This is a genomic window from Vibrio sp. FE10, from assembly GCF_030297155.1.
Lineage (GTDB): Bacteria > Pseudomonadota > Gammaproteobacteria > Enterobacterales > Vibrionaceae > Vibrio > Vibrio apostichopi.
Map to the genome: position 1 here is coordinate 1,358,339 of NZ_AP028068.1, position 25,896 is coordinate 1,384,234.

Genomic DNA, 25,896 nt, shown 5'->3' on the forward strand with positions numbered 1-25,896 from the left:
TAGTGATTAAATTAACAGGTTTAAGTAAGAAGTATGGCAAATCACTCGTGGTGGATGATGCCAATGCCATGTTCCCGAAAGGGGAGGTGACTTCTATTATTGGCCCAAATGGTGCGGGTAAAAGTACACTGCTTTCAATGTCAAGCCGCTTAACAGAGAGTGATGCCGGTGAAGTGATCATTGGTGATAAGTTACTGGCTGAATGGGATACCAAAGAACTGGCCAAGCATCTTGCGGTGTTAAGACAGTCGAACAACATCAACATGCGCTTTACGATTCGTGAGTTGGTTTGCTTTGGTCGTTTCCCACATTCACAAGGTCGCTTGAAAGACGAAGATCATAAAGTCGTCGATACGGCGTTAGAGCACCTTGGCATTACTGATATTCAAAACAAATACCTTGATGAGTTGAGTGGCGGTCAGCGTCAAATGGCGTTCATTGCAATGGTTGTGGCGCAAGATACCGACTATGTATTCTTGGATGAGCCACTGAACAACCTTGATATTAAACACTCTGTGGAGATCATGCAGACGCTGCGTCGTTTAGCGCATGAGTTTAATAAAGCGGTCGTTATTGTAATTCACGACATCAACTTTGCTTCTTGCTACTCAGATAACATTGTCGCGATGAAAAAGGGCCAAGTGGTTAAGTCGGGTAAGGTTTCGGAAGTGGTTGAAAAATCAGTGATGGAATCGATCTACGAGATCCCATTTGAGATTCGCGAGTTCGATGGTGTTCGAATCTGTATGTATTATTCAGGTCGTTAGATTTATTAGTTTCTAGTTTCTAGTTTCTAGTTACAGAAAAGAAAGAGCTCCCGCATGAGGAGCTCTTTTTGTTTTCAGTCGTTAGATCAGTCTATTAAGTAATAAGAGCTGTTAGCCGAAGTCACCCGAAATATAACGTTGGGTACGGTCATGCTTTGGCGCTTTGAATATCTGCTCGGTTTCACCAAATTCAATCAACTCACCAAGATACATGAAGCCTGTGTGGTCTGAAATACGCATCGCTTGTTGCATGTTGTGCGTTACGATCACTATGGTGTACTTCTCACGAAGCTCGGTAATCAACTCCTCAATCGCAGCTGTCGCAATTGGATCGAGTGCTGAAGTCGGCTCATCCATTAGGATAACTTCAGGTTGAAGGGCGATGGTACGCGCGATACACAGACGTTGCTGTTGTCCACCGGATAAACCCATCGCATCCGCATTCATTTTGTCTTTCACTTCGTCCCACAGATGTGCTCGCTTAAGTGCTTTCTCGATTTGCGTATCGACTTCGTCCTTGCTGAAGCCACCTTTGAGTTTTAGGCCAAAGGCCATATTGTCGTAGATAGACATCGGGAACGGCGTTGGCTTTTGGAAAACCATCCCAACCTTTGAACGCAGTTCATTGAGGTCGATAGAACCTAGAATGCTTTCGTCATCAAGCAAGATATCGCCTTCTGCATATTGAGTTCGGTACAAATCGTAAATGCGATTCATGGTTCTCAATAGTGTCGATTTACCACAACCTGATGGGCCGATAAGTGCCGTCACCTTGTTGTTGTATATCGGCATGGTGATGTTCTTTAAAGACGCTGGTAGGTTCTTGTTGTAGAAGAAGCTCAGGTCTTCAATGTGCATGCGACAAGTCATTGCTTGGTCATTCGCTGCCTCGGTAGACAGGGTATCAAGACCTTTTGAGAAAGAGTTGTCGTTTACTAATGAGTTAGTCATTGCAGTCATTATGCTTTTCTCGCTTTCAGGTATTTAGGCAAGCTTGTCGCTAGGATGTTGATAAATAGAATGAATGAAGTAATTAGAAGGGCACCTGCCCACGCTAATTCTTGCCACGATGAATAAGGGCTCATCGCAAATTGGTAAATGGTCACTGGCAGGTTTGCCATAGGTGCGCCCATATCTGTGGTCATGAAGCTGCTGTTTAACGCCGTGAATAGCAGGGGAGCGGTCTCACCTGAGATTCGTGCGACAGACAACAAGATAGCCGTCACGATGCCCGGGCCCGCAGCGCGGTAGCTGAGCTTAGTGATCACACGCCATTTTGGAGCGCCTAAACCACTGCCTGCTTCTTTCAATGTTGGTGGCACCAGTCGTAACATCTCTTCTGTAGAAGAAATAATGACGGGCAAAGCCAAGATGGCTAATGCGATAGCACCGGCCCATGCCGAGTAAGATCCCATTGGAACCACAATCACCGCGTAGATAAACAAGCCGACCAGAATCGACGGTGCGCTCACTAACATCCCGTTAAGAAAACGCAGTGTTTCTGCGGTTTTGTTCTCTTTAGGCGCCTCAGATAACCAAGTACCTGCAAGTACACCTAATGGAGCCGCAATCGCGATGCCCATACCGGTTAAAATTAAGCTACCGTAAATCGCGTTCTTTAGGCCGCCTTCGCTTCCCGGAGCTGGCGTGAGCTCAGTAAATAAGCTCCACTTTAACCCTTTGATTCCTTCACCGATTAAGGTGTAGAGAATACTCGACAGTACGAGAAGCCCTGTTGCCGTCGCAGCAATGCAAAACGCGTAGAACAGGCCGTTTTTTAGCTTTCTTAGGTTCATGCTTCGCCCCTTTTCAGGAAGTAGCGGGCTGCGCCCATGACAAGGAAAGTGATCGCAAATAACACAAGACCCAATGCAATTAATGAAGCGATATGAACTTCATTGGTGGCTTCATTAAACTGCTGAGCGATGGTCGAGGAGATAGAACTCGCTGGCATAAATAACGATGTTTCGATGCGGTTTGCGCCACCGATGACAAAGGCCACCGCCATGGTTTCACCTAATGCGCGTCCTAAACCAAGAATGCCTGCGCTTGCGACCGCACTTTTAACTTTGGGTAGCAGCACTTTTGTTATCACTTCGAATGGCGTTGCACCAACACCATAGGCGGCTTCACGTAGAACGTCTGGTATTGAGCGAAGAGCATCACGTGTGAGTGCCGTCATGATAGGTAAGATCATAAACGACAAGATGATGCCCGCGCTAAGTAAGCCGATGCCGATTGGCGGACCACTAAACCAAGTTCCAAGCAGCGGGACGCCAGATAGGTTGGTTAAAGCCCACATCTGGAAGCCTTCAGAGAACCAAGGTGCGAACACAAACAAGCCCCACATGCCGTAAATGATGCTCGGAATTGCAGCGAGTAGCTCAATCGCCTTACTTACTGGGTTGCTGATCCATTTGGGTGCTAATTCAGCTAAAAAGATTGCAGTGCCTAAGGCGACTGGAACCGCTATACACATCGCGATGAAGGAAGTAACGAGAGTGCCGTAAATAGCTGAAGCCGCACCAAAGTTACTATTAATAGGATCCCAGACATTGTTGAACACAAAGCCAGGACCAAATTCAGAAAATGCTCTCCAACCGCCATCAATTAAAGAAATAATAATGCCAGTTAGTGCAATAAAAATAAGAATAGAAGAAGTGAAGCTCAATTTTTCAAAAATTGAATCACCATCTAGTCTTTTAAGAGTCATTGTTTTATTCATAGGTAAGATAAATACCGCCAGCGGCTATTCCAAAGAAGATGTATTCAATAAAAATTACAACTGGCGGTATTGGGTCTCAATTAAAAGTTGATATTAGTTTCAATGAACGAATTCATCGATTAATTAAGAATGGCTTTGCCATCGGTAGTTAGCTCTTGTGACCAAGTGTCATTGACCATTTGAGTGACAGCTTTAGGCATTGGAATATAATCCAATTCTTCCGCTGCACCTGCGCCATTCTCATAACTCCAATTGAAGAAGTTAATGATCTCTTGAGCTTTGGCTGCGTCTTTTTGATCTTTATGCATCAAGATAAACGTCGCCGCCGTCATCGGCCAAGAGTCAGCACCTGGTTGATTGTTCAGTAGAAGGTGGTAACCAGGAGCGCTTGCCCAGTCACCATTTGCAGCCGCAGATTGGAACGTCTCCATCGTTGGCTGCAAGAATTTACCTTCTGCACTGTCCATTTGCGTATGAGTAAGGTCATTTTGCTTCGCGAACGCATATTCTACATAGCCGATCGCGCCACGAGTGCGGCTCACGAAGTTTGCAACACCCGCATTACCATTACCGCCGATGGTGGTTGCCTGACGCGGCCAAGTGATGTCTTTACCAACACCCACTTGGTTTTTCCAATCTTCATTTACTTGAGCAAGATACTCAGTAAAGTTGAAAGTAGTGCCAGAACCATCTGAACGGTGGACAACATAAATAGGTTGAGAAGGAATGGTAAGGTCACTGTTTAGCGCAGCGATATCCTTATCGTTCCAATTGTCAATTTTGCCTAGGTAGATATCTGCAAGCAGTTCACCTGTTAGCTTCATTTCACCTGCTTCAATGCCAGGGATGTTTACAACCGGTACGATTGCGCCCATCACCATTGGGAACTGAATCATCTCTTCCTTGTTGAGTTCATCAATTGTTAGTGGTGCATCTGTTGCACCGAAATCAACGGTTTTAGCTGTGATTTGACGAATGCCGCCGCCCGAACCAATCGCTTGGTAGTTGATTTGAATACCAGTCGCTTGTTGGTATTGCTCAGCCCACTTTGCGTAGATTGGATGAGGGAAGGTGGCACCTGCACCATTGATCGTCGTGGTAGCAGAAACATTAAAAGTTGCCGCAACCAATAAAGACGACAATAGTGTAGATTTAATCAATTTCACGGTATATCTCCAGTTAATCTATTATTCATTCGAATAATGTCGGTGTTTGAATAAGGGGTTTTAGTGTTCAAGTAAAACATTGTGATTATTCAAGTTCAGTAAAATTTGACTAGACTTATTAAGTTGTCGAACTGGAGACTATAAATCGAATATTTCAGTTTTATTAAACCGAATTTTAAATGGATATAAATAGAAAAGGTTTATCTGAATGGTTTTATTCTGATAAGAAAACTTCACAGAAAAGAGCTGTTATTACTCGGTGAGAGTTTCGATATTCACAATCAACAATCAACAATCAACAATCAACAATCAACCAACTAAGCAACTAAGCAACCAGTCATCGAAACAGTCAAACAGGTAAGCAGGGTTGATTCCAACACTCGACATGCTTGGTCTCACTATTTTGGTCTCACTATTTTTCGTTCTGACACTAGCAACGAAATGAACGACAAAGTGAGTGAATTGTATAAAGTTTGTGCGGCGAGTTTCTGGCGTGCATATGAGCTCACCGTTAGTTTGACGTCACTCGAAGATCTATCCTTCATTTTTAACAATCATTTGTCATTTTCATGTTGAGTGGTGTGAAAAGCCATCTACACTATGATTATAACTGTTTGATTTTTATACGAGGTATCAATGAGTCGTAAACCTATCGTGTTAGTCGTAGATGACACCCCAAGTAACTTGGATGTGTTGACTGCAATACTCAAAGATACCTATCAAGTAAAGGTGGCGATTAATGGCACCATTGGTATTAAAATTGCCAAGATGGTACCGCAGCCAGACCTTATTCTCCTTGATATCATGATGCCTGACATCGACGGCTACGAAGTGTGCCGACAATTAAAAGCTCAGCCAAATACTGCGCATATCCCCATTATATTCGTTACCGCGAAGATTGGCCCTGAAGCTGAAGTAAAAGGCTTGTCTTTGGGTGCTGTTGATTATCTAACGAAGCCAATTACACCTGAAATTGCACTACAACGTGTAAAAACCCATATCGCCCTTTACGACCAACAACGCGCGTTGTTTAGTCAGGTAAAAGAGAAAACCCAAGAGATCAATCTCGGCAAATTAGAGACGTTAAACATATTGGGTAGGGCGGCTGAGTTTAAAGATAATGAAACCGGCATGCACGTTATGCGCATGAGCCATTATTGCGAAATATTAGCCAAAGCCTTGGGTATGACAGACGAAGACGCTGAGACCTTGCGTGATGCAGCGCCGATGCACGATATTGGCAAGATTGGTATTCCCGATAGCGTATTACTCAAGCCGGGTAAATTGGACGCCGACGAGTGGACCATTATGCAGAAGCATGTCGAGTATGGTGTTGAGATACTTGGCAGGCAGAGCGATTCCAAACTGATGCGCATGGCGATTCAAGTGGCGCAATATCATCACGAAAAATGGGATGGCAGCGGTTACCCAAATCAGATCGCGGGTGAAGAAATTCCTTTAGTGGGACGTATCGCCGCGGTTGCTGATGTGTTTGATGCCCTAACAGCAGAAAGACCCTACAAAAAAGCGTGGAGTGTTGATGAAGCACTGAGCTTGTTCGAAGAGCAAAAAGGCAAACACTTTGACCCTAAAATTGTAGAGCTCTTGTTCGAAAACTTACCTCGTATCCTAGAGATTAAAGAGCAGTTTAAAGATGAGTGATCGCTTAATGTTGTCGCTTAATCGTTTTGTTGTCTCTCTTGTCATTGGTTTACTGTTGTGGCCATTGGTCCCTCGCAGTGCCAATGCCGTTGAAGTGACCGATGCCGAGTTAAATCAGTGGCTTGAAACACAACCCACCATCACCTTTATTGCGCTTTCTGATCATTCCCCTTACTCATTTATCGATGATGACGGAAAGGTTTCTGGGATCATCAAAGATTGGGCACTAGATCTTGAAAATCGATTTGGTGTTCATACGCGATTTATCAGCGTGGATTCACGTATTAAGGCCAAAGACGCCTTGTTAGAAGGGCGAGGGGATGTGTTCCCTTTCCAACAATTTGACCCCAGTGAAGGTGGACGTTTTCTCGCGAGTGATCCTTACCTTCCTTATCAGGTCGCAGTGATTGTTCCCATCGACAACAAAATAGATACCAACATCGACCAAACTCAAAAGCGCCGTATCGCGATGGTTAATGAAAATATCGACTTGGAACGAGCTGGCGTCCAATTGAGCTCTATTGAGCGAGTGGACTTTGACAACGTTATTGATGCAGTACGCGCGTTAGGGGCAGGCGATGTTGAAGGCATTGTCGGTGAGCCTATTACCACTATGGATCTTGCGAAAAAAATTGGCGTGCATGATCTCGCGGTCAATTATGTTTTGGAGCATTGGAAAAGGTTAGAAGCATCAATGGTGATTCGAACCGATGAGCCAGAGCTGCTGACGCTCATTAACAAACAGATTGAAACATTTGACGTTGATAACAAGAACCAGATTCTATCAAAGTGGTTAGACAGCTCGCCCTATCGAGTGCCGCTAAAAGGGGTGTTTGGCTTTGGTAACCCTCCTTATATGTATCCAGACAGCACCGCGGTCGGGCTAGAACACGACATTATTCAGCGTGCTTTTAATGATATGGGATACAAGCTAGGTGACGTTGTCACTCTTCCTCCTAGTGCCGCTAGAAAGGCCATCGATAACAACAACTCCATCGCTTTTGTTTCTGGTGTTCAGTTTGATGATCCTAATGCACACTTTTTAAGTGATAGTGTTATCAATGTTGACTTTGTTCCGGTTTCACTGACTCGCCGCAAACTTAACCTCAAGTCCCAGAAAGACTTGTCACTGGGGGCGTTACTCTTTGACGAGACCTCTCCAATTAAAAACTCTGTTGAAGTACTGAAGGGCAAGTTAGACATCGATCGTGTCGAAGATTACGAAGGTCTTGAATCGGCATTCTCACAGCTTAGGGCTCAAAATGTTGACCTGTTAATGGTTGAACGCAGAGTACTGGAATGGTTTATCACCAATACTCGTTTTATCGAAATGGCTGAGCTCACGTTACATGACGAGTATAAGGTTGAGTATCCGATCTATGTTGATTTTAAGAGTGAAGAAATCAGAGACAGCTTCAATGCTGCGATTAAAAGGCTTAAACAGGCGGATGATGGCCTAAACCAAATTATCGAGATGCAGGTTCAGAGTGATTTAAGCCAAGTCCTTAAAAAAGCGAATATTATCGCGCAAATATCCGCGTATTTTATCGTCAATGACCGCTTTGAAGAGTTGACGGAAGTGTTTGAAATTTTCGACACGGACAGTTCTTTTCAGGTGATCACCGCACAAGCGGATAACAATAATCGCCCGATCAAATCTTGGTACATCGGCAACCTAGTTGATGAATACGGAGAGAAGAAAAACACCTCTCACTTTTCGTCAGTTACCAAGATGGCGAATTATCGAACCAAGGGAGGGAGTACCAACTCTGGTTCGATGACTTTCTACTTTGATGTTAAGTCGTTAGAGCGGAACCATGTTTATTTTCCAGCCGTCGAACAATTCAGTTCATTCGGTGATTCGGCGAAACGCTATATCGCCGATGTTTACCAAACCAATAACCTGACTGGAGAGATCTTAAACCTAAGCCAAAAAGAGAGGAAGTGGATTAAAGATCATCCGGATGTGCGGATAGGTATCGATCCGAATTCACTGCCTTATGAAGCGGTATCCAATACCGGTGAATACATCGGCATGATTGACGACTATCTAACGTTGATTGAGCAGAAAACAGGGTTAGGTATCAACCATGTAGACGTGGCGAGTTGGTCTGAGACCCGAAGCTTGGTTGATCATCATGAAGTGGAACTGGTCTCTGCAGCTCAAGAGAATCGTTCGTTAGGAGACAACGTCAAAGCAGTCAAAAGCCTGTTTTCAAGCCGTTTGGCTATTGCATCGAGACGAGACGTAAGCAGCTTAGTGCTTGAGGAAGCTGAGGGTTGGAAAATTGGTATCTTGAAGAACGCGGCAAACACCGACGCGATTGTTGAGAAATACCCGAACGTTGAGTGGGTAGAGGTAGAATCCACGGCAGATGGGCTTAACCGATTGGATGATAAAACCTTAGATGGCATGATCGATACTGTCGACGTCCTCAATTACCTCATTGACTCATTTGGTCACCGTGAGATCGGAATTATCGGACGACTCGATTTTTTCCTTTCACCCACCTTACATGTTATTAAGTCTGAACCTTTGCTTTATTCGATTGTGAATACGGCGATTGAGAGCATTTCTGCTGAAGAACATCAAAAGATATCGGCGAAGTGGGCAGCGCCAAAAGCGATAGAAAGAATCGATTACGAATTGGTTTATACCATTTCAGGTTTTGCTTTGTTGATCGTTCTACTGATCGTTTTTTGGAATCGAAAACTCGCGAAGCAGATAAGCATTGCCAATGATGCAACAGAGGCACTTAAGAAGGCTCAGGATCAGCTCTACAATATGCTCAATAGCTCTCCAATCGCTGCGAGTGTTGTGTTTGAAGAGAAGGCTCGTTATGCCAACGACACTGCGAAACGCCTGTTTGGGGTTGAAGGTCTGGATCTTGATTCTATCGATGTGGCTGCTATTCACGACTCTTTATCCGTTCGGGATGATGTACACAAGGAGCTTAAACTCAATGGCAAGGTGGTAAACAGGGAGTTGGTGCTAAGAAAGTCTGATGGAACCCGGTTTGTTGCTCTAGTCAGTTACTATTTGTTTGAGTTAGATGGCGAGATAGCCACGCTATTTTGGGCGTTCGACATCTCTGAAATGAAGCGTCTTAACGAACAACTTGAAGAAGAGAAACAGAGAGCGGATCTTGCAAGCCAAGCGAAGTCTGAGTTCTTAGCGAACATGAGCCACGAAATTAGAACGCCAATGAACGCGATTATTGGCCTGTCTTATCTCGCGATTGGAGAGATAGCGAATCCGGTTGCGAAAAATTACGTCGAGAAAGTGCATCGTTCAGGGCATTCGTTGTTAAGCATCATTAACGACATCCTCGATTTTTCTAAGATAGAAGCAGGGCAACTGTTTATCGACAGTATCCCATTCAATTCGCTAGCGACCTTCCAAGATGTGATTGACCTTATGGAGTCAAAAGCGGCTGAAAAGCAACTCGACTTGTCGATGTCGATTGACCCTGAGTTAGACACTCCTCTGCGTGGCGACCCACTTAGGCTGTTCCAAGTGATACTCAACCTTGTTGGTAACGCGATTAAGTTTACCGAAACAGGCAGTGTCTCGTTAACCGTAGCTCTTGTTGAATCAGACGACGACAGCCTGACTATGAAGGTGATGGTGGCCGATACTGGCATAGGAGTTTCTGATGAAAATCTACATAAGCTGTTTGAAGCATTTAGCCAAGCAGATAGCACAACTACACGTAGGTTCGGTGGCACAGGATTAGGACTCAACATTAGCCAGAAATTGGTTCATGCGATGGGTGGCCAAATTAGCGTTGAGAGTGTTTTAGGCCAAGGAAGTGAGTTCTCTTTTGTACTGACATTACCAAGAGCAAGCGCTGAAGAATTAGCAGACTTTAAAGCTCAAGAGCTTCAATTGGATTACCAGATAGAGTTCAAGGGCCAAAGGGTATTGCTCGTTGAAGATAATGAGTTGAATCAAGACTTAGCTTTGGCATTCTTCACTCGTTCTAAACTGAGTGCTGACTTAGCTGAGAATGGTAAAGAGGCGGTAGAGTTAGCTCAAAATAATGATTACGACATGATCTTTATGGATCTGCAAATGCCGATCATGGATGGTTTCGAAGCCACACGTTTGATTCGTGAGTTTGATAAAGACGTGCCAATCATTGCCATGTCAGCCAATGTATTTGCCGATGCGAAACAACGAGCAAGGGAAGCGGGTGTCACGGACTTCTTGGATAAGCCGATCATTATCGATAAAGCGACGTCGTTGATCTCCACATACATCGTGCCAGAGGTATTGGTTGAAGGCCAAGCTACACCAGAGTCACCTTCAACGATACAAGACAGCAGTTCTAACCGTTCGAAACTAAGCTCCGAGGTTCCAATGGTTCTGCCTGTTTTCTCGCAATCTAGGTTCGAACAATTGACTTATCACGATGTGAAACTGCAGGCCAAGATGCTTGATAGGTTCTGCCAAAGTGCCCCTGACATTATGTCGCAAACAGTCGATAAACTAACTCAGGGTGAGTGGGTGACGTTAGAACGGAATCTGCATACCTTAAAAAGCATGGCGGCTTCAATTGGTGGATTACGATTAGCTGAGTTGCTCAGTGATTTAGAAAGCAAAGCGCACAACAAGGCGTGTGATGAGTATGGTCTTAAACAAGGTGAGCTTGGGTTAATCGAACTGATTAAAGCGGTTGAGAGTAGCTTTGATGTGTCTGGCGCTACAGAAGCCAATACGACAGGGGCTGAAGAAACCGATGCGAGTCTTGATTATACAGCTGACTCACCGAATATCACGCAAGAACAGCACGCTCAGTTGCTATCACTGTTGGATGCTTATGATAACGATGCAACTCAATACGTGACTGAGTTACTTGCACAGTATCCATACTCTGCTGTTCTCAAAGATATTAAAAGTGCGTTAGAAAATTACGATTTCGAGCGAGCTAATGAGGTGCTTAGCGCTTCTAAATAGCTGATTACCTATATCACTCAATTCAATATTAAAGCCTTTAGCTCTTACAGCGAAATAACGGACTAGCTAAAGGCTTTAAGTCTATTTGTATCGAACTAATTACTGACGTTTTGTTTGATTAGCTCGATAACCGTGTTGTATCTGTGTGGCAGCTTTCGGTTTCGCTTCTGAACCAAGTACAGTGTTTCTTCAACTTCCACTTTTGGCGGGACAACATACAACTTATCGCGTTCTGGAAAATGTTCCACAGCACCCGCAGGTAAAACCGTAAATCCAAGCCCTTTCGATACTGGCAGCAATATCTGGTGAAGCTGATTGATGTAGCCAGATTTTGGTATTTCATTCACGTTGATGTTGGCCAAATCTTTATCTCCGCATAAATCGAAATACAAAGACAGGTAGTGAGCAGAATCGGGATGGGCAATTAGGCCAATCTCGTGCAGAACTTGTGGCGTTATCTCCAAATCAGCAAGACTGTGATGGACGATAAGACATAAGGCTTCTTTGCCGATGACTTGGCTTTGGTAGTAGCTGTCGTTAGGGGAGTGTCTCACAATGCCGATATCAGTCGTGCCTTCAAGTAAGTCGTTCAGTATCTTCTTGTTTGGCGCAGCTTCGAGGTGAATGTTCAACTCTCGGTGTTGTTGCTGCAACTCAAGACACTTTGGATAAAGACGCAAAGAGAGCGAGCCAGAGCATGACAGGTTACATTGGCCTGAATACGGGTTGTCAAAGCTTAATGACTCAAAAAGGTCTTCTTGGTCTTTCTCTAGCTTAAGCGCATAGCGATACATAATCCGACCTTGTTCGGTCAGTTCGAAACTCTTATTTTCTCTCGATAACAAATCACAGTGACAAGCTTGCTCAAGCTTTTTTATGTGTTGGCTAACGCCAGGCTGCGTCATATACAGCTTTTCTGCGGTTTGGGTGAAATGACCAACTTCAACCAGAGTCTTAAATGTATTGAGCCAAAGTGGATTAATCATACTTACCTTTAAATGCTAACGCCCATGAATAAAAGGCTTATAAGTAACAGAGCTTCTAAATAACAGAGCCTATGAATAACAAAGACCATAAACAACAAAGCTCATGAATAACAAAAAATTATTATTATCTTAAGTAATGATAATTTCAACTCTAGAGCGTAAAGCGACGAAGATCAAAGCACCTTTGGTGGAATATTGTTCGAGGTATTAAGCGAATGGTCATTTACTTGAACTCATCACACGTAACAAAGTGTTGCGACTTTGTTGGATTTTTGGTCTAGTGACCAACTGTGCTCATATTTAGGAACGAAGATGAATAGAAATGTTTGGCTGCTCTCACTGTGTCAGGCCTTATTGATGACGGGTAACATATTACTGATCTCGGTGATTGGCTTGATAGGCAAACAGATTGCACCCAGTGTCAGCATGATTACTCTGCCTGTTGCCTTACAGTTTTTGGGTTTAATGGCAGCCACCATTCCTGCGTCTTTAATTTCAGGTAAGTTAGGACGAAAACGAGGGTTTAGTATCGGTAATGTGGTGGGCATTACCGGAGCAAGCCTTGCGACTTACGCGTTATCTCAGCAACATTTTTATCTGTTTTGCTTCGCCACATTTCTGCTTGGGATAGGTATCGGTTTCGGTACGCTTTATCGTTTCGCTGCAATTGAAGTGTGTGATGAAAACGCGCGCCACCGTGCGATTTCAATATCAATGGCTGGTGGAGTATTGGCGGCGGTACTCGGGCCTAACTTAGCGATCATGTCTCAACAATGGTCAGCAGATGGTTTGTACATCGGTGCTTTTGCTTCGCTGATCGGCCTAAACATCTTAGCTTTAGCCTTGTTACAAACCATTCAGTTTCCTAAGGTCTCTTTTAATAGTCAGGCTCCCAAAGCCGATCCTTTAAGTGTGATCGTTAAAGCGCCGAACTTTATTGGTGCAGTGTTTGCGGCCATGGTTGCTTACGCCGTGATGAACATTTTGATGACTGCAACGCCATTGGCGATGATTGGTTGTGGATTCGATTTTACTAAGGCCGCAGGTGTCATTGAGTGGCACGTTTTGGGTATGTTTGTGCCTGCATTCTTTACCGGTTCTCTCATCGAGAAGTTCGGCTCAAGAATGATGATCCTTGCGGGGGGTGTGTTATTTGTGGTGAGCATTGCCATCAATATCCATGGCGTATCAATTTGGCACTTTAGGGCGGCTTTGGTTGTACTTGGTGTGGGTTGGAACTTTATGTTCATCGCTGCGACAGGCTTGTTTAGCCAGTCTTATCAATCGCAAAATAAAGCCAAGGCACAAGCGTTTAATGAATTTGTTGTGTTTGGTTGTGTGACCGTCACGGCGCTATTGTCTGGTTGGTTGGAGTCAACGGTGGGTTGGCAAAATCTCAATGTTTATGTTCTACCGTTTGTTTTGGCGGTTATTTTATTGTTTGCATTCAGTGCGCGTAAATCACGTATTCAAAAGCAACCGGTGTAATGGTTCATCGAATGGTGGTTCAGCAAATCCGTTATTGTGATTAAAACCCTAATATCTCGAATTGCGACCAATAAAAAGCCCTACCAAATCGGTAGGGCTTTTGCTTACGGCTTAAATAATAACGTTTTCTTAAAACTGCTGTCGTGGGTTGATGTCCGATGACAACAGTGCTTAAGCTTGCTTTATCAGCACGCGTGATAGAGCCGCGTACTTATTTGATGGTCTATCGTTTAAGACCTTAGACCTAAGACCTAAGATGATTTACAGGTCGACTAAAATTGTCTTAGTCGTAATCCCGCCTTGGTCATCGATTATCTTCAGTGTCACCTCGTGCTTTCCGTATGAAGGGAAGATTGAAGTGAAGGTGCGACCTCGTTTCACCTTTCCGTTTGGAAGTGTCCACTCGGTATCAACAATACGACCATCACTGTCTGAACTTGTTGACCACATGGTTACCCAACGACCCAAGTGAATGTACTTCGCGCTCGCTTCTGGAAGAGCGTTTGGAGATTCAACACTCACTACTGAGCTGAACGAATCGGTAGCACCTTTGTCGTCGACAACAGTCAGGCTCACCGTGTAATCACCAGCTTGCTCGTAAGACCAAGTTGGTGCCACTTGGTTGCTTGTTGTGCCGTTGCCAAAGTCCCATAGATAACTGGTGATCTCACCGTCTTGATCTGAGCTGAAGTTGCGTGAAGAAACGTTCAGGCCAGTAACATTGAGCTCGAAGTTCGCAGTAGGGGCGACGTTGTGTTGGCTTACTTTCGATAAGCGAACCACGCCGTATTCGTTGTTGTCACTCTGATTCACAATATCAACGGCTAAGCCAAACTCCGTCAGGATACGTCCTGAATCAGGCGCTTGTGGAGACGTGTAATCTTGGTCGTCAGAGAAGCTAGCATTGCCAACCAAACTGGTATCTTCAAGTACATCATCGTCGCTATTCACAAGACGCATTGGGGTATGATCTTTGAGTGAAAACGCAGCATCACGAGCTTGGTAACGAGTTTGAGCAACTTCACCAGATTTTTCCCAAGTCATGGCATTTTGGTCTGCATCGACTACGCCTAACCAACCTTCACCTGGGTGTTTACCTACCCAGTTATCAGTCAGTGATTCGTCTACGTACCAAATGATTAAACCGGGATCGAATGAGATCAGTTGACCCATGCGTTTGATGTTGGCTAGACCTTCATCAACGTCCATGTGGCTACGCCATTGCAGCAGGTAGTAGTGTTGCGCTTGGTAGAATCCATTACTCAGCTTGTAGCCATTGAGGGCGAAGGTGGAGTTGCTTTCACCATCGTCTATTGAGGTGACTTCACCATCAACGACAACACTGAGGTTATCCAGATAGAAGCCTTCCATCGCCAAGCCACCATCGGTGATGTACTCAAATGACAGTTCTACTTCTTGGCCTACCCATTGTGAAACGTCAAATTCAGCGTCAATCCATCCGCCAGATTCGCCGCCAATAGCAGGAACGAGGCCAGTATTGTATGGGTCATCCATTGAGGTGATGTTGCCTGCGATGGCTTGTCCATTCACGAGTACCCGCGCAAAGTCGTAGTCTTTCTCGATTTCATACCAAGTTTTGAACGAAAGCAGTGCAGAATCACCGGCTGGAATCACCAACTTGCGTGTCATGCTGTTTTTCAGGTCATCGCCTTTTTGAGAGTGGAACGAATACTCACCAGCAAACGGTTTTAAACCTTCGATCTGCTTTTCTGGAAGATCCACTTTAATCATGTTCGGACGGCCGTTATCCGTTGTTTGGAACAGCGTATAAACCTGTGGGTTGTCTTCTAGGTCATCAATCGAGATTTGATCATCGTTAATCCAACGACCGCCAATTGATTTTTGAAGGAAGTGTTTTGCCCAAGAGCTGAATGCTGTTGGTTGTGTGCCCCCAATTTGACCAGCCCAGCTGCCAGAAGACATGATAGACCAATAAGAGACAGGTTCACCCTTACCTGTGTATTGCGTGTCGTATTCGTCTGGCAGACCTAAATCATGGCCATACTCGTGAGCACAGACACCCGCTGCGGCGTCAATCGGCTGAATGGTGTAATCAAATGCTGCGTATTGGCCACCAAAGCGGTCAGGAAGAGAGCTAGAGGTACCTTCAAGCACATGTGTGCGACCAAGGTTGAATCGATGAGACCAGATTGCATCAGGGCCCAGCACGCCACCACCTGCTTCTTCGCCTACAGATGCGTGGAACACCATTAGGTGATCAATCACGCCATCGGGTTCGCGGAAGTTTCCGTCGCCATCATAATCGTAACGATCTTCGATGTCATAATCGGCTAGGTTGATGTTCGGATCTTGAGCCAACTGATTGAGCGCTTCACGAACCAGTTCTTGTGCGTTTAAGTCATTGTCGGTAGTCGGGGAGTTACCGCCATAGAATGACGCAGGCTTAGAGGCGCGATACCAACCCGCAGCTTGGCCCGCTACGCTATAACTGTCACCCGACTCACTTTGGTAATACTGACGCATCGAGATTAGGTTTTCGCCGTTTGGCCCAGTGTAGCCAGAGTTTGAAAACAACAACTCTTGATAATGTTCTGGGTTGTAGCTCTCGTAGAGCATTTGTGTGTGCTCTTCGGTCAGTTTGTTGTCGTCCCAGTTCAAATCAGGGAAATCGACCAATAGAGCGAGTACTTTATCTGTACGCTTGGTGCCGACTTCCAAAGCAAAGACACTCGCTTTTTTAACGCCAGACCCTTTTTCGATGGCTTTGAGTATTTTTGCCCGTTGTTCTAACGCTTTTTTACCGAATTGAGCATCGCCTTTAAAACCGGAATTGATCTTATTTTTCAAGTAACGGTCAAGAGCATTGTGTTTTGCAACATCGCTTGCATCTTGATCGACTAAGCCTTGTCTTACTAGCATCTCAATCAGCTTGTCTTCATTAACAACACCTAAATCAATTGGTGTTTTAGCATAACTACTGACGCTAAACAGAGTAAGCATTGCTGAGGCCAACAATGTTTTTCTCATTATCTTCATTACATTTCCTTTTTTTGTATTTCCATGTCGATATCAGAATCAACTTGCCTTATTCGGAACGGTTGTCCGAGTTCGGTTTAATACACTCTTTTGGTGTTTTAGGTATCTGACGTTTATTAGTTGATTTATTAACTAACTTGTTTTTATTCGCTATCTCATTCTTATTTTCTGTTTCTTGTGTTTTTTTTGAATCAAACGGAATGCTCTTTACTTGTTTTGCGTTGAGATAGATACGCAAAGCTTCTTGATTGTCCTCGTAGGTTAAGCCAGGACAAATAACGCCTCTTTTAATCAATGACTTGAGCAACAGTTCATCATTCTCAAAGGTGGAAGCCTGTGACAGTGAGGAAAAAGATAAAACCATTAAAGCCATTGTTTTGTGTGACATTTTTATATCAAGCCATCAGTTTTGATTATGTAACAAAATATATTTATAAAATTAACCAATCAAACTAATAATCATTACAAATCATTATTCGTTCCGGTTTCAACATTAAGAGTTAATATCAAATAAGGATGGTTATTTATCTTGTTATCAGTTATTTAGTAAGGTTGGGCGCATTAATAGCTGATAGTTTTAATATTTAATATCAGTGTTAGATAAATGGTTATTATGCTTCAGGGCGCTTTATGTAAGGTGTGGGGTTATAATTAATCAAACGAATGTTTTATTGTCGGTGCTAAAAAAATGCATGTAATAATTGAGTGTTTAGTAAATATCCAGTCTCAAATTATTTTCACTCGAAATATCGATAATTAGGCTAATAAGCGCGATTTAAAGTGCTTCAAGAGAACAGATTTCACAATAGTTCGATGAAGTGGGGTTCTCAGATGGCAAAAAGAGCCCGTGTTTGGGCTCTTTTAGTAACAGACCATTGTTACTTTTAGCGATGGGGTGGTTTAAGGTTCATTGGCAAGCAAGGCTGACGAACTATGGCTGAGAGACATCGCGATAAAAGTAACGCTCACAAGTACTTGGATTAACGCGTTTGATGGCGTTTGATATCAAAGCGACAACTAATACAGAGAACACGAGTCTTCCCCAAAATATCGTGTAGAAGTCCGCACCGACTAATAGGATCAGTAATGTGTCTTCAATCAGGCTGTGGAGAAGGTTGAGCAGCATGATTGCGGTGAATACATCTCTAGCTGAGATATGTCCTCGTTTCGCTTCATTGATCAATAACCCGCCACCGAAAGAAAGCCCAAGCGTGATACCAATGATGGTTAAATTAGTCGCGTCTTTGCTGATACCTAATAAACGTAAGAAAGGGCGTAATAAAATAGCCATTAACTTTTCAACGCCCAATAGCTTTAATACCTTAAGCAAGAGCAGCAGCGTAGAGATCACCATGAAGATAACGGCGAAGTTCATGAGCTGATCAATTACCCAACTTATATAGCTTGTGTTTGCTGTTGGTTCTGGCTGCCAAAGCACGGTTGCTGGGTAGTTGAGTAAGTCTCCAAATTGATAAGTGACATTCAGCAACCATGCCAAGACTAGACTTCCTCCGACTCTCACTGACAAGGTCGCCAACCAGCTTACGCCTGCTTTTTTCGCTATCGCACCTTCAATTGGCAGTGAATGGGCGAGCAACATTATGCTGCCTAGCACAGAGGCTTGAGCGACCGTGAGGGGAACATCGGAATTGATTAAAATAATTATCCCAGCATAGATGTTGGTGAGTATGGTGGTTGCCCATACCAACCCCATCTCTTTCGGTAACCCGACACTTTCCATTATCGGGCTCAACCATTCGCTAAGAATAACGATACCGCCGAGCTCTTCGATAACTTTGATCACGATGATGATTGGAATCATAATTCGGAAAAGCGTCGAGGTGACATCGAAAATCTCTTTGAGGAGTTCTTTAAAAAATTGATAGGTTGATTTCATTGTTACGACCATGGGTTCGATTATGTGCTATAAGAAGATCTTACCGTGATTGTTGTGATGATAATTTCGAAATGGCGCGTCAGATTTGGTTGGGATTTTTTATTTGTTGTAATATTAGAAATTATTAACTCATAAAACGGCCTTGTAAGAAATTATGGAAATTGACCGCATTGATCGAAGTATTCTCGTGGAGCTTCAAAAGAATAATCGAATTCCCAATCTGACACTGGCTGAGCTTGTCGGGTTGTCGCCTCCAGCTTGTTTAAAGCGAGTGAAACGCCTGAGGGAAGAGGGGGTGATTGTCGGTGATGTCTCCATCATTAACCCCGAACTGACCGGTAACAAGATGACTCTACTGGTATCTGTGGAGATGGAGCGTGATCGGGCGGACATTTATCAGATATTCCGCGGATCTCTTGTCAAAGCTCCAGAGGTGACTCAGTGCTATCAAATCTCAGGCAGTTATGACTTCATGCTGATTGTTACGGTTAAAGATATCCAAGCGTATGAAAACTTTGTTGAGCGTGTGCTTCGTAAAGACTTAAACATTCGCAAGTTCCATACTTCAATTTCGATGCGAACCGTAAAATTCAGTACTGCCGTTAACTTGGAATGACTTCGGTGTTTTGTTATCTCTGTGACGTACCCGCTCATATTTGTATAAAAAGCAGTCATTTACAAAAATTGTGACGTTCATATTTTGTCATAATTTAAATTATTGTATATATTCGCCTGCTATAACGTATAAATATAAAAGTTAATAAAAATGAACGTCAGCTCAGCTTCTCTAACACGTGAAACGCTTTTAAACGAAAGCGAACAGCTCGTATCAACCACCGATCTCAAAGGCGTGATTACTTACAGTAATGACGCTTTTTGCCGTATTGCAGAATACAGCCAGCAAGAGTTGCTTGGGCAACACCACAACATTGTCAGGCATTCTGATATGCCTAAAGCCGCGTTTGCGGATATGTGGGTTAACCTCAAGCAAGGTAAAGCGTGGCGTGGAATCGTAAAGAACAAAACGAAGTCCGGTGGCTTTTATTGGGTCGACGCCTATGTCACGCCAATTTACGATAATGGTAAGGTGAGTGGTTATCAGTCTGTTCGTGTTAAGCCAAAAAATGAGTGGGTGCAGATCGCAGATAAAGCTTACCAAGGCTTATTGAAGGCAGAAAAGTCTGGGCGCCAATGGTCGCTACAGATCAGTGACAGTGTTCGCTATGCCGTGTTGTTGGGTTCTTTGGCCGCACCTCTGGTTTCAAACCTAGTCGAAGTAGGACAAGTGTCGCAATGGCTTCTGAGCTTGCTTCCAGTTTCTGCATTGGCACTCTTATTCAGACAAGAGCTTATTGATACGCCTTTGCAGCTTAAAAAATTGCAGTCGAAATTCGACAGTGTGAGTCGCCTTGTCTACTCCGGAAATAGTAAGTTCTCTATCGCCGATTTCCATTTGAAGCTGTTGTCTGCGCGAATCAGAACAGTGTTAGGCCGTATGACTGATTCAGCCAAACCGTTGCAAGATTTAGCCGACAATCTTAACGCGACTTCTTACCAAGTTTCAGATGCCTTAGATCAACAGACTAAAGACATACTTCAAGTACGTGAAGCAACGGAAGAAGTGGAGGTGACGGCGAATGAAGTGTCATCTCGTACCGAAGAAGCCCACCAGATTGTGGACGTTACCCTGCAAACTTGTGCGGGTGCGAAAGAGAGTATTAACCAAACACACCGTAACCTCGAAAGTTTGGCTTCACAGGCCGAGAAAGCAACGCACACGACGTATCAACTGAGCGACCAAGCGCAAAGTGTCAGCAAGATAATGGAAGAGATCGGTGGCATTGCCGAGCAAACAAACCTTTTAGCTTTGAACGCAGCGATTGAAGCGGCGAGAGCGGGTGAGCAAGGACGTGGCTTTGCGGTGGTTGCTGATGAAGTACGTGCGTTATCCGGTCGTACATCTAAGGCGACGGTTCAGATCAAAGAGAGCATTGATACAATGCTGACGACGATTGAAGGTTGGCAGAAAGATATTTTGGCTAACAGAGAACAAACGGACGCGTGTGGTGACGTGGCAAAAGTGAGTGCTGAACGCTTGTCTGAGGTTGAAACCTTAATGCAATCGATGAACGAGTTAATGCAATCTGTTGAAAGCTCTGCGCATAAACAGCGTCAGTTATCGAGTGATGTAAACCTTCATATGCAGTCTATCGCGTCAACCGCCGAGCAAAATCTAGTGGCGACACATTCAGTTAAAGATCATTCGAAAGAGCTCAAAGAGCAAGTGAATGAATTCTATCAATTGGCGAAGCGTTTCGAAGAGAAATAGCGGTTAGATTTACGCCGGATGAGCAATAAGAGAAAGCCTTGCGAAATTAGCAGGGCTTTTTTGTGGGTCAAAAGAACAGTTAACAATGAATAGATTAACAGGTAACAGGCAACAGATACAAAAAAGCCCCGCATTTTCATGCGGGGCTTTCAGTATGTATCAACCCATTTAAGGGTGAGACAATTTAATCAAGACTAAGCTAGAAGCTCTTTTGCTGTGTTTACTACGTTTTCAGTAGTGAAACCGAACATCTTGAATAGCTCGCCTGCTGGTGCAGATTCGCCGAACGTTGTCATGCCGATGATCTTGCCACCGAAGCCAACGTACTTGTACCAGAAGTCAGCGATGCCAGCTTCTACTGCGATACGTGCTGTAACGTCAGATGGAAGTACAGACTCACGGTACTGCGCGTCTTGCTTGTCGAATGCGTCAGTTGCAGGCATAGAAACTACGCGTACTTTTTTACCTTCAGTTGTTAGTTCAGCAGCAGCGCTAACCGCTAGCTCAACTTCAGAACCAGTCGCGATAAGGATAAGCTCAGGCTTACCAGCACAATCTTTCAGGATGTAACCACCCTTAGCGATGTTAGCCACTTGCTCAGCGTCACGATCTTGCTGTGCAAGGTTCTGACGAGAGAAGATAAGTGCAGAAGGACCATCTCTACGTTCAATTGCCAGTTTCCAAGCAACAGCAGACTCAACTTGGTCACATGGACGCCATGTGCTCATGTTTGGAGTCAGACGTAGAGATGCGATTTGCTCAACTGGTTGGTGAGTAGGACCGTCTTCGCCTAGGCCGATAGAATCGTGCGTGTAAACTTGGATGTTCTGAGTTTTCATCAGAGCAGCCATACGCATTGCGTTACGAGCGTATTCCATGAACATTAGGAATGTTGCGCCGTATGGTACGAAACCACCGTGCAGAGCGATACCGTTCATGATAGCCGTCATACCGAATTCACGTACACCGTAGTGGATGTAGTTACCAGAGAAGTCATTTGCTTCAAGAGACTTAGAACCAGACCACATAGTTAGGTTAGAAGGCGCAAGGTCAGCAGAGCCGCCCATGAATTCAGGTAGCATAGCACCGAACGCTTCTAGAGCATTTTGAGATGCTTTACGTGATGCAATGTTTGCAGGGTTAGCTTGAAGATCAGCGATGATTGCCGATGCTTTCTCTTCCCATTCAGCAGGAAGATCACCGTTTACGCGGCGTTTGAATTCAGCTGCCAGCTCAGGGTATGCTGCTTCATAAGCTGCAAGTTTCTCGTTCCACGCTGCTTCCTTAGCTGCGCCTGCTTCTTTCGCATCCCACTCTGAGTAAACTTCCGACGGAATTTCAAAAGGACCGTGCTCCCAACCTAGTTGCTTACGAGTTGCTGCGATTTCGTCAGCGCCTAATGGTGCACCGTGACAGTCGTGCGTACCTGCTTTGTTTGGAGAACCAAAGCCGATTACTGTTTTAGTACAGATTAGAGTCGGACGAGGATCCGCTTTAGCTGCTTCGATAGCCGCGTTGATAGCGTCAGCATCGTGACCATCAACTGCTGGGATTACGTGCCAGCCGTAAGCTTCAAAACGCTTAGGTGTATCGTCAGAGAACCAACCTTCAACTTCGCCATCGATAGAGATGCCGTTGTCATCCCAGAAAGCAACCAGCTTACCAAGACCTAACGTACCCGCTAGAGAACATGCTTCGTGAGAAATACCTTCCATCAGACAGCCATCACCCATGAATGCATAAGTGTAGTGGTCTACGATGTCGTGGCCTTCTTTGTTGAACTGTGCCGCAAGCGCTTTCTCAGCCATCGCCATACCAACAGCGTTAGTAATACCTTGACCTAGAGGACCTGTAGTCGTCTCGATACCAGGAGCGTAACCGTACTCTGGGTGACCTGGAGTCTTAGAGTGCAGTTGACGGAAGTTCTTAAGATCTTCAATTGAAAGCTCGTAACCTGCTAGGTGAAGCAGAGAGTAAATCAGCATTGAGCCGTGGCCGTTAGACAGGATAAAACGGTCGCGGTCAGCCCACTCTGGGTTTGACGGGTTGTGGTTTAGGTGAGAGCGCCAAAGTACTTCAGCGATATCAGCCATGCCCATAGGAGCGCCTGGGTGACCAGAGTTTGCTTGTTGTACGCCGTCCATGCTTAGAGCACGGATCGCGTTAGCTAGATGTTTGCGGTTCATAGAAACTTCCGAATAAAAATTAAGATAAACAAATTGATAAAAGTAGGGGAACTGAACGTTCCCCTATTTGAAATTGGTAAGAGTGATTACAGCTTAGCTGCGATCATGTCTTCTAGTTTGCCTTGGTCAACTGCGAAGTTGCGGATGCCTTCAGCTAACTTCTCTACAGCCATTGGGTCTTGGTTGTGATCCCATAGGAACTCAGCGTGAGTCATTGCAGCAGGACGCTCTTTAGTACCGTTAGAGTCGATTAGCTTCTCTACTACTTCGCCTTCAGCTGCTTCTAGGTCTGCTAGAAGTTGAGGAGCGATAGTTAGACGGTCACAGCCAGCAAGTTCAAGGATCTCGCCGATGTTACGGAAGCTTGCGCCCATAACAACAGTCTTGTAACCGTGCTCTTTGTAGTAGTTGTAGATGTCTGAAACAGAGATTACGCCTGGATCTTCTGAAGCTTCGAAATCACGACCTTCTTTCGCTTTGTACCAGTCCATGATGCGACCAACGAAAGGAGAGATAAGGAATACGCCAGCTTCAGCACAAGCACGTGCTTGAGCGAAAGAGAATAGAAGCGTTAGGTTACAGTTGATGCCTTCTTTCTCTAGGATTTCAGCAGCACGGATGCCTTCCCAAGTAGAAGCCAGTTTGATAAGGATGCGGTCGTTAGTGATGCCAGCGTCGTTGTACATTTTGATAAGTTGACGAGCTTTAGCAACGCTGCCTTCCATGTCGTAAGAAAGACGAGCATCTACTTCAGTAGAGATGCGGCCAGGTACAACGTTAAGGATTTCTTTACCGATGTTTACGTTAAGCATGTCACAAGTGTCTTGAACTTGTTGTGCTTTGTCGCCACTTTGCGCTTTAGCGTATTCGATAGAAGCATCGATTAGAGGTGCGTACTCAGTAATTTGAGCGGCTTTAAGAATTAGAGATGGGTTAGTTGTTGCATCTTCAGGAGTGTACTTGCTGATAGCTTCGATATCGCCAGTGTCAGCTACAACAGTTGTTAGTTTACGAAGTTGCTCTAATTTATTGCTCATTTTGATCATCCTATGTATCGCAGAACACCCCTTTAATGGGAGAGGTGTGGGCATTTGCAAGCGAACTAATGAAGTTCCTCATGGTTGTACCAGTGAGTCAAACTTACATTAATTTAAATTTTTCTCCGAGCGAACATTTGCACAGAACATTTGATCGCTCGATGAGTAAATGATGTAGCCATATTTATCCGATCTAGCCCCAAAGTCAACGGTAAATAGTGCTGTATGGTGACTTCAGTCAAATATATTTCGCTCTAGTAATCATGGGGTATGCAAGCAAACGTTTAACGGCTCAATTGAGTCGAATTAATCAACAGCTAAATCAAGGTTATCATAGTGAGCAAATGTTCCTTGTTGTTACATATGTTCAGGGTGTAAGCTTGTGTATCACTTACTGAGCTCTCCTATATTAGGAAGTACAGCAGGTAAAATAATTGTTAAATATTGGTTGAGTGGTATATGAGTAACAATATCCAAGATGTTTCCGAAGAAAACACTGATCTCCTAACCGAAGTCGCCGTTGCTTACTATCAAGATGGTGCGACACAAGAAGAGATCTCCAAAAAGTTCTCTATCTCTCGTGCAAAGGTTGGTCGAATGCTCAAACAAGCCCGCGATGAAGGGATTGTTGAGATAACAGTGAAATATCACCCTGTCTTCAGTGCTAAAATTGAACAGCGTCTCATCGAAAGGTTTGGTGTGAAGCGTGCATTAGTCGCTCTTGACCAGCCAAATGAAGATAAGCAGCGTTTACAGGTTGCGGGTTTGGTGTCGAACTATCTAACGAGTACCTTAAAAAACGGCATGGTAGTGACGGTCGGCCAAGGTCGAAACGTATCGTCGGTTGCTCACCATACTGGAGTGATCACACCGCGAGACTGTAAATTCGTGTGTGGCATCGGCGGTATTCACCCAAGAGGCGGTATGTTTAATGCTGACCATATATGTAGACAGCTAGCTAAGAAGTACGGTGGTTCATCAGAAACTTTATATGCGCCTGCTTATGCAGAGAACAAAGCACAAAAAACCGCTTTTATGGAAAACAGCACCGTTAAGCAAACACTGGATCTAGCTCGTAAGGCCGATGTCGCTTTAGTGGGTATTGGTGATATGAGTGAAAACAGCTATATGGTCGACCTAGGTTGGTTTACGGCGGGAGAGGTCGTTCAATCTCGTTTACTACAAGGTGTCGTCGGTGACTTTGCGGGTTATGACTTTTTCGACGTGCACGGCAAAGCGGCAAATACAGTAATGAGTGACCGAGTCATCGGCTTAGGTTTGGAAGAGTTCCGTCCTATCGCTGAAGTAATCGCCATCGCTGCCGAGAACAGTAAGCCATTAGCCCTGTTAGGCGCATTGAGAACGGGTGTGGTTGACGTGATTGCGACTAGTGTAAGTAATGCTTTAACGGTACTTAACTTAGATGAGCAGATGAAACAAGCATCTCAATAGTTTTTGTGGAAAGATCTATTGTTTAAATAGGTACGCGGATTAATTAAAAGTTACTCGAATAAAAGATAGAGTTATCTATTACCTATCTTTTATTTTTATAATAAATTTATGCGCCTATAAGTAACGTTTATATTCTTAAGTTTATAAATATTACTTATAGGTTTAGTTAGAAAGTTAATTGGTTAATATAATGCCTCATTGATAAGGTCTCGTTTCATTTAAT

At 44.3% G+C, this 25,896-nt stretch carries 17 protein-coding genes; 7 read left to right on the top strand and 10 right to left on the bottom strand.

What is annotated here, in order from left to right; all coding sequences use genetic code 11:
• Nucleotides 1-2 precede the first annotated feature (2 nt).
• A complete protein-coding gene (locus QUF19_RS23045) occupies nt 3-767 on the top strand; it encodes an iron ABC transporter ATP-binding protein (RefSeq protein WP_286299940.1) in 765 nt (254 codons plus the stop codon).
• Nucleotides 768-878: 111 nt separating this feature from the next.
• Here QUF19_RS23045 and pstB read toward each other — a convergent pair whose 3' ends face one another.
• The 4 genes from pstB to pstS all read right to left on the bottom strand — a co-directional run bounded on the left by pstB (nt 879) and on the right by pstS (nt 4,658).
• Nucleotides 879-1,637, bottom strand: coding sequence for a phosphate ABC transporter ATP-binding protein PstB (gene pstB, locus QUF19_RS23050; RefSeq protein WP_434784933.1), 759 nt, complete (start codon nt 1,635-1,637; stop codon nt 879-881).
• Nucleotides 1,638-1,726: 89 nt separating this feature from the next.
• The gene (gene pstA, locus QUF19_RS23055; protein ID WP_286299943.1) at nt 1,727-2,563 is read right to left on the bottom strand and encodes a phosphate ABC transporter permease PstA; all 837 of its coding nucleotides are present in this window, start codon (nt 2,561-2,563) and stop codon (nt 1,727-1,729) included.
• Nucleotides 2,560-3,480 carry a phosphate ABC transporter permease subunit PstC gene (pstC, locus tag QUF19_RS23060; RefSeq protein WP_286299947.1) on the bottom strand — a complete coding sequence of 307 codons (921 nt, stop codon included), beginning with the start codon at nt 3,478-3,480 and terminating at the stop codon, nt 2,560-2,562. The genes pstA and pstC overlap by 4 nt, the downstream gene beginning before the upstream one ends.
• A 131-nt stretch (nt 3,481-3,611) precedes the next feature.
• Nucleotides 3,612-4,658, bottom strand: coding sequence for a phosphate ABC transporter substrate-binding protein PstS (pstS, locus tag QUF19_RS23065; RefSeq protein ID WP_102438597.1), 1,047 nt, complete (start codon nt 4,656-4,658; stop codon nt 3,612-3,614).
• Nucleotides 4,659-5,294: 636 nt separating this feature from the next.
• Between pstS and QUF19_RS23070 the strand changes: the two genes are divergently transcribed.
• Nucleotides 5,295-6,320, top strand: coding sequence for an HD-GYP domain-containing protein (locus QUF19_RS23070; protein ID WP_286299950.1), 1,026 nt, complete (start codon nt 5,295-5,297; stop codon nt 6,318-6,320).
• Nucleotides 6,313-11,280, top strand: coding sequence for an ATP-binding protein (locus QUF19_RS23075; protein ID WP_286299953.1), 4,968 nt, complete (start codon nt 6,313-6,315; stop codon nt 11,278-11,280). The genes QUF19_RS23070 and QUF19_RS23075 overlap by 8 nt, the downstream gene beginning before the upstream one ends.
• 95 nt (nt 11,281-11,375) lie before the next feature.
• Here QUF19_RS23075 and QUF19_RS23080 read toward each other — a convergent pair whose 3' ends face one another.
• Nucleotides 11,376-12,266, bottom strand: a complete 891-nt coding sequence (locus QUF19_RS23080) for a LysR family transcriptional regulator (protein ID WP_286299955.1) — start codon at nt 12,264-12,266, stop codon at nt 11,376-11,378.
• A 312-nt stretch (nt 12,267-12,578) separates the two neighbouring features.
• On the opposite strand from QUF19_RS23080, the gene QUF19_RS23085 reads away from it, so the two are divergent.
• Nucleotides 12,579-13,754 (top strand): MFS transporter, encoded by a 1,176-nt coding sequence (locus QUF19_RS23085; RefSeq protein ID WP_102438604.1) that lies wholly within the window; start codon nt 12,579-12,581, stop codon nt 13,752-13,754.
• Nucleotides 13,755-14,015: 261 nt separating this feature from the next.
• Here QUF19_RS23085 and QUF19_RS23090 read toward each other — a convergent pair whose 3' ends face one another.
• The 3 genes from QUF19_RS23090 to QUF19_RS23100 form a co-directional block, all read right to left on the bottom strand.
• Nucleotides 14,016-16,772: an immune inhibitor A domain-containing protein gene (locus QUF19_RS23090; protein ID WP_286299965.1), complete on the bottom strand. Its 2,757-nt coding sequence runs from the start codon at nt 16,770-16,772 to the stop codon at nt 14,016-14,018.
• A 49-nt stretch (nt 16,773-16,821) separates the two neighbouring features.
• Nucleotides 16,822-17,160 carry a hypothetical protein gene (locus QUF19_RS23095; protein ID WP_286299968.1) on the bottom strand — a complete coding sequence of 113 codons (339 nt, stop codon included), beginning with the start codon at nt 17,158-17,160 and terminating at the stop codon, nt 16,822-16,824.
• 543 nt (nt 17,161-17,703) lie between these two features.
• On the bottom strand, nt 17,704-18,669 hold the full coding sequence (locus QUF19_RS23100; protein ID WP_286299971.1) for a hypothetical protein: 966 nt from the start codon (nt 18,667-18,669) through the stop codon (nt 17,704-17,706).
• 154 nt (nt 18,670-18,823) lie between these two features.
• Here QUF19_RS23100 and QUF19_RS23105 point away from each other — a divergent pair, with 154 nt between their 5' ends.
• Both QUF19_RS23105 and QUF19_RS23110 read left to right on the top strand, forming a co-directional pair.
• Entirely contained in the window at nt 18,824-19,285 is a 462-nt protein-coding gene (locus QUF19_RS23105; protein ID WP_102438612.1) for an Lrp/AsnC family transcriptional regulator, read from the top strand.
• Nucleotides 19,286-19,435: 150 nt separating this feature from the next.
• Nucleotides 19,436-20,998 carry a methyl-accepting chemotaxis protein gene (locus QUF19_RS23110; RefSeq protein ID WP_286299976.1) on the top strand — a complete coding sequence of 521 codons (1,563 nt, stop codon included), beginning with the start codon at nt 19,436-19,438 and terminating at the stop codon, nt 20,996-20,998.
• A 194-nt stretch (nt 20,999-21,192) separates the two neighbouring features.
• Here QUF19_RS23110 and tkt read toward each other — a convergent pair whose 3' ends face one another.
• Both tkt and tal read right to left on the bottom strand, forming a co-directional pair.
• Entirely contained in the window at nt 21,193-23,184 is a 1,992-nt protein-coding gene (gene tkt / locus QUF19_RS23115) for a transketolase (protein WP_286299979.1), read from the bottom strand.
• Nucleotides 23,185-23,270: 86 nt separating this feature from the next.
• Nucleotides 23,271-24,221 carry a transaldolase gene (gene tal, locus QUF19_RS23120; RefSeq protein ID WP_286299982.1) on the bottom strand — a complete coding sequence of 317 codons (951 nt, stop codon included), beginning with the start codon at nt 24,219-24,221 and terminating at the stop codon, nt 23,271-23,273.
• Between the two features lie 459 nt (nt 24,222-24,680).
• Between tal and QUF19_RS23125 the strand changes: the two genes are divergently transcribed.
• Entirely contained in the window at nt 24,681-25,673 is a 993-nt protein-coding gene (locus QUF19_RS23125) for a sugar-binding transcriptional regulator (protein WP_017111821.1), read from the top strand.
• Nucleotides 25,674-25,896: the final 223 nt, after the last annotated feature.